This is a genomic window from Paenibacillus sp. FSL H7-0940 (assembly GCF_037979415.1).
In the GTDB taxonomy this organism is placed as follows: Bacteria; Bacillota; Bacilli; order Paenibacillales; family Paenibacillaceae; genus Paenibacillus; species Paenibacillus amylolyticus.
In genome coordinates this window covers 755,753-768,366 of the sequence record NZ_CP150280.1, presented here as the reverse complement: position 1 = coordinate 768,366, position 12,614 = coordinate 755,753, and the positions used below count along the sequence as shown (strand labels likewise).

The 12,614-nt window shown below is 47.2% G+C and carries 11 protein-coding genes and 1 other RNA gene; 2 read left to right on the top strand and 10 right to left on the bottom strand.

What is annotated here, in order from left to right:
• Positions 1 to 8 precede the first annotated feature (8 nt).
• The 3 genes from MHB71_RS03200 to MHB71_RS03190 all read right to left on the bottom strand — a co-directional run bounded on the left by MHB71_RS03200 (position 9) and on the right by MHB71_RS03190 (position 1,349).
• On the bottom strand, positions 9 to 350 hold the full coding sequence (locus tag MHB71_RS03200) for a hypothetical protein (protein ID WP_235193989.1): 342 nt from the start codon (positions 348 to 350) through the stop codon (positions 9 to 11).
• Positions 351 to 457: 107 nt separating this feature from the next.
• Positions 458 to 676 carry a DUF1540 domain-containing protein gene (locus MHB71_RS03195; protein ID WP_074095869.1) on the bottom strand — a complete coding sequence of 73 codons (219 nt, stop codon included), beginning with the start codon at positions 674 to 676 and terminating at the stop codon, positions 458 to 460.
• Between the two features lie 166 nt (positions 677 to 842).
• Positions 843 to 1,349 carry a YpuI family protein gene (locus MHB71_RS03190; protein WP_017687263.1) on the bottom strand — a complete coding sequence of 169 codons (507 nt, stop codon included), beginning with the start codon at positions 1,347 to 1,349 and terminating at the stop codon, positions 843 to 845.
• 283 nt (positions 1,350 to 1,632) lie between these two features.
• On the opposite strand from MHB71_RS03190, the gene MHB71_RS03185 reads away from it, so the two are divergent.
• Positions 1,633 to 3,507, top strand: coding sequence for a S8 family peptidase (locus MHB71_RS03185; RefSeq protein WP_340028830.1), 1,875 nt, complete (start codon positions 1,633 to 1,635; stop codon positions 3,505 to 3,507).
• A gap of 101 nt (positions 3,508 to 3,608) precedes the next feature.
• Here MHB71_RS03185 and MHB71_RS03180 read toward each other — a convergent pair whose 3' ends face one another.
• Both MHB71_RS03180 and MHB71_RS03175 read right to left on the bottom strand, forming a co-directional pair.
• Positions 3,609 to 3,866 (bottom strand): hypothetical protein, encoded by a 258-nt coding sequence (locus tag MHB71_RS03180; RefSeq protein WP_036615016.1) that lies wholly within the window; start codon positions 3,864 to 3,866, stop codon positions 3,609 to 3,611.
• Between the two features lie 86 nt (positions 3,867 to 3,952).
• The gene (locus MHB71_RS03175; RefSeq protein WP_340028829.1) at positions 3,953 to 5,473 is read right to left on the bottom strand and encodes a PLP-dependent aminotransferase family protein; all 1,521 of its coding nucleotides are present in this window, start codon (positions 5,471 to 5,473) and stop codon (positions 3,953 to 3,955) included.
• A gap of 107 nt (positions 5,474 to 5,580) precedes the next feature.
• Here MHB71_RS03175 and MHB71_RS03170 point away from each other — a divergent pair, with 107 nt between their 5' ends.
• On the top strand, positions 5,581 to 6,810 hold the full coding sequence (locus tag MHB71_RS03170) for a PLP-dependent aminotransferase family protein (protein WP_036615022.1): 1,230 nt from the start codon (positions 5,581 to 5,583) through the stop codon (positions 6,808 to 6,810).
• A gap of 246 nt (positions 6,811 to 7,056) precedes the next feature.
• Here MHB71_RS03170 and rnpB read toward each other — a convergent pair.
• From rnpB to dnaG, 5 genes are all read right to left on the bottom strand, one after another.
• An RNA gene (gene rnpB, locus MHB71_RS03165) (RNase P RNA component class A) lies at positions 7,057 to 7,466 on the bottom strand.
• Positions 7,467 to 7,548: 82 nt separating this feature from the next.
• Positions 7,549 to 8,664: a Nif3-like dinuclear metal center hexameric protein gene (locus tag MHB71_RS03160; RefSeq protein WP_047843775.1), complete on the bottom strand. Its 1,116-nt coding sequence runs from the start codon at positions 8,662 to 8,664 to the stop codon at positions 7,549 to 7,551.
• On the bottom strand, positions 8,640 to 9,398 hold the full coding sequence (locus tag MHB71_RS03155; protein ID WP_036615026.1) for a class I SAM-dependent methyltransferase: 759 nt from the start codon (positions 9,396 to 9,398) through the stop codon (positions 8,640 to 8,642). Before MHB71_RS03155 ends, MHB71_RS03160 begins: the two co-directional genes overlap by 25 nt.
• Positions 9,399 to 9,582: 184 nt before the next feature.
• Positions 9,583 to 10,722 (bottom strand): RNA polymerase sigma factor RpoD, encoded by a 1,140-nt coding sequence (gene rpoD / locus MHB71_RS03150; protein WP_017687256.1) that lies wholly within the window; start codon positions 10,720 to 10,722, stop codon positions 9,583 to 9,585.
• Between the two features lie 43 nt (positions 10,723 to 10,765).
• Positions 10,766 to 12,586, bottom strand: a complete 1,821-nt coding sequence (gene dnaG, locus MHB71_RS03145) for a DNA primase (RefSeq protein ID WP_091014001.1) — start codon at positions 12,584 to 12,586, stop codon at positions 10,766 to 10,768.
• Positions 12,587 to 12,614: the final 28 nt, after the last annotated feature.

Genomic DNA, 12,614 nt, shown 5'->3' with positions numbered 1-12,614 from the left:
TTTACACGTTAGCGAGCGAATGGAATCATGAAAAAATAACTCAGCGTAGCTACAACACCCAGTCCAATGGACCAGGCTCCCGCTGTCTTACGACCATTCACATATGCATAGTAACCCAGTACGGCTGCGGCCGGTCCAAGTACGATTGACCACATAAACAAAGACGCGATCCCGAAGGCAAGTCCCATGTAACCCGCAACCTTGCCTGTTGATTCCATGACCCGGTCTGCCTCATGCTTCTCAGGTACAGGCTCTGCCCGTTCGGTACCTCCAGTTCTTACGACAGTCGGAGGAGCGACCTCTGCCCCGTATTCTTCCCGATGTGCTTTTCTGGGATAATCGACGCGCATACGCTGTTTTTCACCGTCAACATTGATTTTAGGGCGATCCTGCAAATTAAACTTATTATCGTCATTTTTCATTGGGAAGCACCTCCGTTATGAATAGGGATGACTGCTCACTTGGGTTTGAACGTGTGACAGCATGTTGCAGAGGATGTGCGTGCATGATCATGGTGATCGGAGTCAAATGTCTCACCGGCAAATTCCTCATGCAGACGACGGGTGGCATGTTGGTCGATGTCAATCATGATGGCATCAGCGTGGCAGAAGTTGTTCTCTCCCCAAAAGTTGCAGTTGGAGACGCTGCATTTGACAATTGGTTTGTCTTGGCTCATTTTTTATCACCTCGACTACTATTGTCTCCCCGCCACAAACCTGATATTCCCCGTCAAAATGCCAGATGATGACATGATCACACCTCGTCTGATTCTCACTAATAACACAAAAAAAACCGCCACAAGGGCGGTTTCGTCCAATTTCATATTCAAGTTTAAACGTTAATTAGGCGTGATTCCGTTGATTTTGCATACGGCGCTGAGTCAGGTAATCACTTTCATAATATGCCAGATCATCGCGCAATTCTTCGTACGTTTTGGAAACCTCAAGAATGACATCCCGTACTGCACGGATCGGCTTGTCACGGAAACGAATGGCATCTTGTCCTGTGTAAGCGTATCTTCCGTCTTCGGAATAACATTCATTTTTGGGATAGAAAAAGCTGTTTACGCATTGGTGATACGTATTATAAAGAGCCTTTTCGGCAAAATCGACATCAAAGTTGGCACGACGCAGCACAACGCCAAGTTTTTCGTAAGAAACTTCAGAAAAAACGAGCAAATGACGGAGATCTGAAAGAAATCCTTTGTAGAAGGCTGTTGATTCTTCCGTCTGATTCTGATCCAGTTCAGGCAAAGCATTCTCATTCAAAAAATTTTCAATCCGATCGATAGCCGGTTTTAACTTTTCCCTAGTTGACTCACATGTTTTCTGTACATTGGCTGCTGACATAAAGGTAGCTCCCCCTTAAATAAGTCCTTACATATAGGTCGGCCAACGGTGGTTTTCCCCTGACCTTTGAATTCTCAGCTATAATCCTACCATAAAAAGATGACGAGCGGTATCCCTTAATCATGCTTTCCGCTTCTGCCGTTAAACATGCCTATTATACGCAGTTAGACTCGAACCCGCCTGCATAAAAATATCCGCTTTTTCTAACGATAGATATAACCAGTGACAACGACGAAGCACTGTTAATGATTGTTCAAAATGAACGAAGGAGGTTCCATCCACCATGTCCAGACCGAAATGGATTAACTGGGCCCTTGCAGCTGGTGCAGGAGCACTCGCTCTGACGCTCCTGCTTCCAACATCCAATCGTCCCGAACCTAAGCCAAGTGCCCTGTCTGACTCTGCTCATGAGGAGCACACGAGTAAGCATCGTCTGAAAGTGCAGGATGTCAAAGCAACCGATCTTCTGACCCGTATGGATGCCAAGCAACATCTCAGTATCATGCTGGAGAAAACCGCCACAATGAATGCTGCTCAGGTTAGCCGATATGTGAATGATCTCCAAAGTTCACATGAACATATCAGATCCATTCATCTGATGAATACCAATGGCTCTTTTAACAAGCCCTTTGATCACGCCTCCACACAAGGAAGCAAGTTGGAACAACAGAAGCTTCAACATTCGCTCAACCTTGCCAAAAAAGCAGTAAACAAACGTCAAAGTTTTGAATCCTCTTCTTTTCCTTTGGGAAAAGAAAAATACTTTGTTATGGGGCAACCCTCCAAAGATGGCAAAAGAGCTGTAATTGCCTTGTTCAGTCAGAACGTATTAAATGCTGTTGAACAACATCAGCGCAAAAATCTGCGCATGATCCCTTATCCGCGTGAGGGTAAATTCAAAATTGAGTCTGTTCACCCGGATACGCTTAACGAAATCACAGTAAAAACTGGACATGATAATGCAAATGCCAGTCATTTTTATGAAAATGAAATCGTCATCCGTTTTCGCCAAGATCCCGGTGAACGGGATATGCGTATCATTAAATCCGATCTGAGAGCGCAATCTGCGCGCAAGCTGGGATACACGTATGTTTTTCGGTCAGAACACATGAGTTACAAACAATTGCATAGTTATTTCGAAAGCAAATGGAATCCACTCTATATGGAGCCCCACTATATGTATTTAACCAATGATACTGTAACTGAACAAACAGATGTAACGATACCCAATGACATTTTGTTCTCCGATTATCAGTGGAACCTGCCTGCGATTGAGACAAACAGAGGTTGGAATATTACCAAGGGAAACAAAGATGTCATCGTAGCAGTAGTTGATACGGGGGTTGATATGAATCACCCTGACCTGAAGGGCAAGCTCCTTGAGGGTTATAATGTGGTCGAGCCGGGAAGCCAACCGATGGATGATGTGGGACATGGAACACACGTCGCAGGCATTATCGGCGCTATTGTCAACAATAATGAAGGCGTGGCAGGCATGAGCTGGTATAACAAGGTACTACCGGTTAAAGTACTCGACAACTCAGGTTCTGGTACCACGTATGCCGTTGCCGAAGGCATCATCTGGGCAGCCGATCATGGAGCCAAGGTTATCAACATGAGTCTCGGCAATTATGCTGATGCGCAATTTCTTCATGATGCCATTAAATACGCTTTTGACCGGGATATCGTCCTGATTGCAGCCACGGGGAATGATAATACCGAGCGTCCAGGATACCCTGCTGCTTATCCGGAAGTATTTGCCGTATCTGCTACGGACCCGGATATGAGCAAAGCTTCCTATTCCAACTACGGGGACTATGTTGATGTGATGGCTCCGGGGTCCAGTATCGCCAGTACCTATCCAAACAATCAGTATGCAGCCTTGTCTGGAACGTCCATGGCTAGCCCTCATGTAGCCGCACTTGCAGGTTTGATTCGTTCGTTGAACCCGGACTTGACCAACACGGAGGTGATGGATTTGATGCGCCAAAGTGTTATTGACCTCGGTGATCCGGGTCACGATAAGTATTTCGGCTATGGACAAATCGATGTCTATAAGGCACTGCAAGCCGCATCAGGCAACAGCGCTCCTTTGCAGTTCTGGCCGCATCATGTCAGACAACAAATGGATAATACGATGAAAAAGTATACGCAGTAAGCGTAATGAGGATAATCTGTAAAAAATACAAAAGCAGCTGCGCCCCGGGGCGTACGCTGCTCTTTTGGTTTATATCCAATTCCCCGGGGCACCCGCTGCGATTAGCGTTTGCGAGAAGTTGTGCGGGCTTTGCTTGATTTTTTCACGGATTTTTTCTTCGGATTATGGCTGGATACATAGCAAGGGTCTTCTTCTTTAACAACAACAGGATACATGTGGTGATGAATCGGAACACAGTGATGTTTTTTGATCACTTCAATCGGGTGGATTACAGGCACGATTTGTGGGATGTAATAATCCTCAACAACCTGGATCGGGTCACAGACAATCGGGCAAAGCGGTGGACAGTAATGGTTCATTTCAAAACCAACTCCCTTTCTGGTGATACTATAACCTATTGCAACAGATCGAAAGTGGATTGGATGTATGTCCATAGTCCGAAAAATTATATGAGCGGTAGCCTGTCCGCCACTGTCCCACCCTGCCCAGGTGTTACTCTGTCAATGACTTGGCACAGTACACGAAGTCCTTCACACAAAAGCTCAACGTTTGTTACCGTGAAGCAGATACGCAGACTTGGTGTATCCATCTCCCCTACATAACAGGCGGAACCGGGGAGGAAAGAGACCCCTGCAGCAAGTGACTGATGATGCAACTCACGCATATCCAAGTTACTCGGAAGTTGGAGCCACAGATTGAGTCCTCCCTCTGGCAAGTGCCATTGCATGCCCATAGTAGCATGCTCTTCCAGCACTTCAGATGCTGCGCACAAGCGAGAATACAATTCATCCCTCAATCGGGATACATAGGCACCGTACTGATTCTGAATGAAAGATTGCAGTGCCTTTTGTGTAAGCAGCGGACTCCCCAGATCCGCCGTAGATTTCGCGGCCACAAGCCGGGTCAATACACTTCCGTCTGCGATGGCGCAGGCTATACGGCAACCGGGAGACAACACCTTGCTGAAGCTTTTAATATATACGACATGACCTGTCCCATCCATCGATTTAATGGAAGCCGGGGGAGGGTCCCGAAAATAAAGATCTGCAAACGGATCATCCTCCAGAATGAGGCAGTGGTAGCTTTGCGCGAGATTAAGAAGTTGTGCTCGTCTTCTTGCACTCATCGTGATACCTGTTGGATTGTGATAGGTCGGGATCGTATAGATCAGCTTGGGCGGATAGGTATCACATAATCGGGTCAACAGATCAATACGCATGCCTTCGTCATCCATTGGGACCGTAATGATCTTCGCGCCTCTACTCGTAAATACATCAATGGCTCCGGTATAGCTTGGTGCCTCCATGTATACAACATCCCCAGGTCCGACAAAAGTTCGTGCCACAAGATCGATCCCCTGCTGAGCACCACTTGTAATTAACATGCGTTCAGGTGCAGCCTGTAGTCCACGCTCGGCAAAGTGTTCGGCCAAGATCTGTCTAAGCTCCCGATCCCCCTGAAAAGATCCGTAAGCTGCCATACGCTCTGTATGATCAGAGGAGAGTCGGTAGGCGCTGTCGATAATCTCTCGTGTAGGCAACAGTTCAGGCTGAATCGCTGACATATGAAGTTCATACCGCACTTGAGGTGATGTATCAAAATGTCTCCAGAGCTGCGCTCGCGGTAAATAATCCACCAGTGCCATCTGCCAATTCCATGACGTACCGGATTCACTGTTGGCATTGTTTCGCTGCGTTCGGTCCACATCCTCCAACTGATCCACGTTCAATGTACCTCTCACATAACAACCTTTCCCCTGGGAGCAGGTGATCAATTGAATCGCTTCGAGTTCAGCATACGCTTTGGATACAGTGACCAGGCTGACACCCAAATCCGCGGTCATTTTACGAACAGAAGGAAGTCGGGTTCCAGGTTCAATGAGTCCTGATCTGATGCGATCGGCAATCGTTAGCGCAATCTGCACGTATAATTTGGTACTGCTTCCCCGCTTTAATTCAATATGCATGTGTGCTCCCCCAACTGTTATGATCTTCATTTTACTGTTATAGTGTAGTCCGTCTATTATAGTTTATAATATCAGTATAACAGTGAATAACAGGAGATGAGAATAACATGAGTATCCCTTGGTCCAAAATGGCACAAAACACCCCGTCCTCTGTCGTTCGCGACATGCTCCAGGCCGCTCAGGCACCTGGAATGATCTCACTAGCCGGTGGATTACCGGCCCAGACTTCTTTCCCGCTGGAAGCCATCCGCGTTGCATATGAAAAAGTATTTATGAGCGGAGCAGCCGCTCTTCAATATGCGGAGACTGAGGGTTATCGTCCTCTTCGCGCCAAAATCGCCGAACGTCTTGAATCCAAGGGCATTCCCGCTTCACCCGATCACATGCTTCTCACTACGGGTTCACAGCAATCCATTGACTTGGTTTGCCGCATCCTTCTCGATCCGGGTGACCGCGTATTGGTTGAATCACCAACCTACCTCGCTGCTCTGCAAGTCATTCATTCCTATCAGGCTGAATCTCACGGCGTAGCCTGTGATGATCACGGCATGTTGCCTGAATCTCTGGAGGAACAGCTCCAGTTGCATCGTCCAAAACTTGTCTATATTAATCCCACGTTCTCCAATCCTACGGGAAAAGTATGGTCGCGAGAAAGAAGACAGCAGGCTGTGGATCTGTGCCGCAAGTATGGTGTACTCATTCTGGAAGATGATCCCTATGGTGAAATTCGGTTTAATCCGGAGCAATTGGATGTCCCTGCTCTCGCAGAACTGGATGCAGTATCCTATGACGGCCCTTCCAACGTTATCTACACCAGTACATTCTCCAAAACGGTAGCACCTGGACTTCGTACGGGCTGGATACTGGCTGCTCCCGATATTGTCAAAATGGCAGCACGAGCCAAACAAGGTGCTGACTTGCACTCCAGCAGCATTGACCAAAGAGCGCTTCATGCACTGCTTGAATCTTTCGATCTGGATGCGCATATCCGCCATATTTCAGAGGATTACGAACAACGCATGAAAACATTGACTACTCTTATGGCAGCCAAAGCTTGGGAAGGCATCTCGTGGAATTCACCTCAAGGTGGCATGTTCTTGTGGCTGCAACTGCCTGAAGGCATGCTTGCAAGCAATCTGTTCACTTATGGTATCCAGGAGAAAGTGTGCATTGTCCCTGGTGATTCCTTCTATGCAGGCACACCAGAGTTAAACCGCATGCGGATCAACTTTACTCATACGGACCCTGAGCTCCTTCCGGAAGCCGTGGAAAGAATGGATCGCGCCATCCAACGTTGGCATGCTTCCTTAACATCGGACAGTGTTGTTACACTGTAATGAACTGTCATAAACGTTTGACTATTCCATTAGCGTATGAAGATTAATAACTTGATATGAGAAACAAAAAAAAGGCGGCAGGCCCGAGAATCTCGGAACTGCCGCCTTTTTTTTATAGAACCTGTTATCAACAGGAGTTAAGTTTTTTTAGATGTTCATGGGTCCTTCTGATCAGTCAGGCCATCGGATAATTCATACGAGTTGTCCTCGACTGATAGGTGGACTACATTGTGTTGTTGTTGCAGTTAGGAAAGCTTACCGTAAGCCGGGTTCTGTGCTCTTCGTGGTTCATACGGGAACTACCCTCCCACCAGAAGCGACAATCATCTATCTAGGCCATACATTGCTGCACAGCTCAAGCGACCAACCTAGACACACCTCGGGCTAAGGTTGCCTCCTCCGAAGAGGCGGCTGTGTCCCATTAGGTCTTGCTCCAGATGGGGTTTACCAGGAACGAAGTCACCAGCGTTCCTCGGGGTCTCTTACACCTCGGTTCCATCCTTGCCTGTGCCGGAAAATCCGGCCATCGGCGGTCCATTTCTGTGGCACTATCCTTCAACTCGCGCTGACTGGACGTTATCCAGCATCCTGCCCTGTGGAGCCCGGACTTTCCTCTCGTGGCAACAAAGGCCACCAGCGATTGTCTGTCAAGCTTTCCGAACAACATTACATAGTATACAGGCATTTAGGTTCCCAGACAAGCTTAATATTACTGGGAACCACACAGCAACGGTCTTTTTAGATAAATTGGAATACCTCCGTATTTACCTGTGAAGCTGTAACTTGCGTATCATATCGTTTTTCTTCCAAACGGGAACGAAGCCAATCCGCTGTTTTTGGTTTCATAATCTTCTCGGAATTATGTCCCGGGTCGATGATACACATACCTGCCATTAACGCATCATGAGCCGTGTGATAATCAATATCTCCGGTCACAATAACATCCGCACCTTTGAAGCGGGCAGTCAGCGCGTAACGGCTGCCAGAGCCGCCAAGAACCGCTGCTTTTTTGATCTGCTTGTTCAGATCTCCTACTACCCGCACATGAGGCACATTGAATTGGGTCTTCACGACCTCCACTAGCTCACCTAATGTCTTAGGATCCCTAAGGGGTCCCAAGCGTCCCAGACCGAGCGTACGGCCCTTTAAATCCATTGCATAGAGGTCATAGGCCACTTCCTCATACGGATGAGCCTTAAGCATCGCCTGAACGACCTTACTTCTCAGACTTTGGGGTACGATGGTCTCAATACGCATTTCTTCCACACGTTCCATCTGCCCTTGGGTACCGATAAACGGTTGAGTCCCTTCACCAGGTACAAATGTTCCTGTACCTTCCGTGTTAAAGCTGCACTTGTTGTATTGACCGATACTCCCCGCTCCGGCTTCCAGAATGGCCTGAAGAACCTGTTCATGATGGGTACGAGGCACAAAGACAGCCAGCTTGTACAGATGATCTGTGTGTACATCTTCCAGCGATTCTTTACTCTCGATGCCAAGTGCCTCGGCCATCCAGTCATTCATCCCACCCTCGGCCACATCCAGGTTTGTATGACTGATATAGACAGCAATATCATGCTTAATCAGCTTTTCATACAATTTACCCATAGGTGTATCTGTACTCAGTGACTTAACCGGACGGAAAATGATGGCGTGATGAGCGATAATCAGGTTGGCTCCAATGCGAATCGCTTCGTCCACCACTTCATCCGTCACATCCAAAGCTACTAACACGTGACGGATTTCTTTTTGCAAACTGCCGAGCTGGAGACCAATGCGGTCATCCGGTACAGCCAGATGTTTGGGAGCGAGTTGCTCCATCAGTTGAATTACAGTTTGACCTTTGGCAAACATGCCAAAACCTCCTTCAAGTTTGCGATAAGACGCTCTACCTCAGCCGCCTTGTCCCGGGAAGAATCCTGATCGGATTTGGAGATGGAGTTAACAACCCCTTGCAGTTTGACGATCTCACTTTCCCATTTGGCAAAAAATACATCCGTTGGTCGATCAACCAAATAAGGCCCCATCCGTAGCAGCAAATCTTCCGTCAATTCTGCCCCGCCTTGAAGCGGACGTGCACGATACACCTCTACATTGGCAATCGGGCTTACAGATTGTGGCATCGCCGTTATAATCTCATAAATCTTTCCATCTTCTTCGAGCAACTGTTCTGCTACAACCACCCAGTGATGCTCCAGTAACCAGCGTCTGAGGATATCCTCACCCACATTTGGTTGCAAAATAAGTAACTGGACTCCTTCCAGTTTGGATAAACCTCTGTCCAAAATAGAAGCAATCAAGGCACCGCCCATACCTGCAATGGTGATGACATCCACTTCACCCGCAGAGATCACATCAAGACCGTCTCCACGACGCACCGTGATTTTTTCTTTCAGGCCAGCATCACTGACTTGTTTGCATGCAGCATCATAAGGGCCAGGATTGACTTCCCCGGCTACTGCACTTGCAGCTTTCCCACTGCGGATTGCGGCTACTGGCAGCAACGCGTGGTCTGAACCGATATCAGCCATGCGGCTGCCATCGGGAATTTGATCATGTATTCGCTGTAATCGATTCGAAAGTTTCATGAAGCACCTACACCATTCATTTAATTTATTGATTTGCATTGAACAAGGAAAAGCGATAAAATAAAATCCAATAAAACATTTCAAGGATGAATTTCCAAAACCAAGAAATCAAGACGTTTAAATTAAAAATAAAGGAGACCCCGCCGCCGCTAAAGCGTCTTGCGGAAAGTCTCCCATAGTTCGATTATTCGAGGAAATCCTTGAGTCGTTTACTACGACTCGGGTGACGCAACTTACGAAGAGCCTTGGCTTCGATCTGACGAATACGCTCACGCGTAACACCAAATACCTTGCCGACTTCCTCCAGCGTTCTCGTCCGTCCATCGTCCAGACCAAAACGTAGACGAAGCACGTTCTCTTCACGTTCAGTCAATGTATCCAACACATCTTCGAGCTGTTCTTTCAGCAACTCATACGCAGCAGCATCCGCCGGAGCAAGTGCTTCCTGATCCTCAATGAAGTCACCCAGATGGGAATCATCTTCCTCACCAATTGGTGTTTCCAGAGAAACCGGTTCCTGTGCAATCTTCGTAATTTCACGAACTTTCTCTACACTCAGATCCATCTCAGCAGCGATTTCTTCTGGTGTCGGTTCACGACCAAGTTCCTGCAACAGCTGACGGGATACCCGGATCAGCTTATTAATCGTCTCCACCATATGCACAGGGATACGAATTGTGCGCGCCTGGTCAGCAATAGCACGAGTGATCGCTTGGCGAATCCACCATGTTGCATACGTACTGAACTTGTATCCTTTTTTGTGGTCGAATTTCTCAACCGCTTTAATCAGACCCATATTACCTTCCTGAATCAAATCAAGGAACAACATTCCACGTCCAACGTAACGCTTGGCGATACTGACAACGAGCCGTAAGTTAGCTTCAGCCAGACGACGCTTGGCTTCTTCATCCCCGTTCTCAATCCGTTTAGCCAGTTGTACTTCATCATCTGCCGACAACAGTGGCACACGACCAATTTCCTTGAGGTACATACGGACAGGGTCATTGATTTTGATACCTGGCGGCAAGCTCAGATCATCATCAAAGTGGAATTCGTCCTCTCCCTCTCTGGTGTTGTTCTCGGAATCTTCACTAGGACGAAGTGTAACCTCTTCATTGTTTTCATTCACTACATCAATGCCCAGATCGCTCAGTTGCTCATAGAACTCATCCATTTGCTCTGCATCCTGCTCAAAAGGAGAGAGTTTCTCTATAATTTCCTTGTAATTCAGCGAAGCTCTTTTCTTACCTGATTCAATCAATTGATCTTTAACCTGATCCAGTGTCAATTCTGTTTCTAGTTCAGTATGCTGATCATTCGCCATAATTCGACTCCCTCCTCCCTAGAAACATCTAATCATCAGACGTTCACTGTCTCTCTAGGGCAATCATTTCAATTGCAATCTGTGCCGCGCGTACAGAATCACCTGCCCGCTCTGCAGCAATCATTTCTTCTTTTTTCAAATCGTACTCTTTCTTACGCGGATGCTTCAGCACTTCTCTGATGCAATCATCGAGCATTTGAATACTCCATTCACCTGGACCATCCATCATCGAGATCGAACTGACCGTTTTTTCCAGGCGATCGTCATGCAGTGAAGACATAAAACGGCTTGTATCCGACGGTTTGCCTTGCGCATAGTAGGCATATAGATAAGCAGCAATAGCTGCATGATCATCCAAGTTAAAAGCTTCACCAAGATGCTCATTCACGTACTGGGCAGCCTCATCATCCTGCAACATCCAGGCGATCAGTTTGCGTTCAGCTGCATGGTAAGCCGGCAACAGATTGGGTGTAGGCACCTGCCTATTTTGTTGCCTACCATTATTCCACCTTTTCGGGTTATTATCCCCATACTGGAGGTTATTTTTCATCGCCTCCCGTTCTTCATTACACTCCTGCTTCAATGTTTCGAAGGATACGTCCACTTCTGCAGCCAGTTCACGAAGATACACTTCCCTTTCTGTTGGAGAAGGTAAGGGTGCAATCAACTTTACTGCTTCTTTCGAATAGGCGATTTGTCCGCCACCCTCTAGCAGTATATGGTTTTTTTTTAAGTTTATAAGTTTAAATTTTGTAGTTGTCACGGCACCATCCACAATCTGGTTTCGGAACCGTTCACCACCATGCTTCCGGATAAAATCATCCGGGTCAAGTCCCTCGGGAATGAGAGCCACTTTGACCTGCAATCCAGCTTCCTCAAGAATAGGGAAGTTTTTGAGTGCAGCAGCCTGTCCTGCTCTGTCGCCGTCATAACATATGATGACTTCGTCGCACATCCCTTTGAGCATCAGTGCCTGATTCTCGGTTAGCGCAGTACCCATTGCCGCTACACCATTCTGGATGTCCTGATCCCATGCGGAGATGACATCTCCATATCCCTCGAACAAAATGGCTTGTCTTTGTTTGCGAATTGCATTTTTGGCATGATGCAGATTATAGAGAACACGGCTTTTGTTAAATAACCGGGTTTCCGGTGAATTTAGATACTTCGGTTGCCCATCTCCCAATATGCGTCCTGCAAATGCAATCGGCTTACCGCTCCTGCCATTAATCGGGAACATAATCCGGTCTCGGAATCGATCCACATATCCCTGACCTTCATTTCGCGGTGACAGAAGTCCACCCTTTTCCATCTCTTCGAGTGGATAGTTACGTTTCTCAAGAAATTGTACCAGTGTGTCCCAACGATTTGGTGCAAAACCAATCTGGAACTGGTCGATCAACTTATCGCCAAAACCTCTTGAGCGTAAATACTCCATGGCTGACTTGCCGTGCTCTGTATTTTTCAACAAAAAATGATACAGCTTCGCGGTAAGCTCATAAGCCTCCAACAGACGTTCCGTCTCCGGATTCACATGAGCAGATTCACGCCCTTGCCAGTCCCCCATAGAGATGTGACTTTCTTCCGCCATCGTTTTGACAGCCTCGGGAAAGGATAACCCTTCGATTTCCATCCTGAATTTGATGGCATTTCCACCCGTGCCGCAACCGTAGCAGTAGAAAATTTGTTTCTCAGGTGTAACGGTGAACGAAGGCGTCTTCTCGGAATGAAAAGGACAGAGGCCTTTCATATACTTCCCCTGTTTGGTCAGATGCACAAATCGGCTCACCGTATCGACAATATCATTCTGCTGTAACACCGATTCAATAATACTTTCGGGTATACCGCCTTGTCCGGTACTCATCTCTGGCCACCTTCATCTCTTCAACACG

Bases quoted from the DNA above. Each gene is read 5' to 3' on its own strand.
- MHB71_RS03200 (WP_235193989.1), bottom strand. From the start codon at position 350: ATGCGCGTCGATTATCCCAGAAAAGCACATCGGGAAGAATACGGGGCA.
- MHB71_RS03195 (WP_074095869.1), bottom strand. From the start codon at position 676: ATGAGCCAAGACAAACCAATTGTCAAATGCAGCGTCTCCAACTGCAAC.
- MHB71_RS03190 (WP_017687263.1), bottom strand. From the start codon at position 1,349: ATGTCAGCAGCCAATGTACAGAAAACATGTGAGTCAACTAGGGAAAAG.
- MHB71_RS03185 (WP_340028830.1), top strand. From the start codon at position 1,633: ATGTCCAGACCGAAATGGATTAACTGGGCCCTTGCAGCTGGTGCAGGA.
- MHB71_RS03180 (WP_036615016.1), bottom strand. From the start codon at position 3,866: ATGAACCATTACTGTCCACCGCTTTGCCCGATTGTCTGTGACCCGATC.
- MHB71_RS03175 (WP_340028829.1), bottom strand. From the start codon at position 5,473: ATGCATATTGAATTAAAGCGGGGAAGCAGTACCAAATTATACGTGCAG.
- MHB71_RS03170 (WP_036615022.1), top strand. From the start codon at position 5,581: ATGAGTATCCCTTGGTCCAAAATGGCACAAAACACCCCGTCCTCTGTC.
- MHB71_RS03160 (WP_047843775.1), bottom strand. From the start codon at position 8,664: ATGTTTGCCAAAGGTCAAACTGTAATTCAACTGATGGAGCAACTCGCT.
- MHB71_RS03155 (WP_036615026.1), bottom strand. From the start codon at position 9,398: ATGAAACTTTCGAATCGATTACAGCGAATACATGATCAAATTCCCGAT.
- rpoD (WP_017687256.1), bottom strand. From the start codon at position 10,722: ATGGCGAATGATCAGCATACTGAACTAGAAACAGAATTGACACTGGAT.
- dnaG (WP_091014001.1), bottom strand. From the start codon at position 12,586: ATGAGTACCGGACAAGGCGGTATACCCGAAAGTATTATTGAATCGGTG.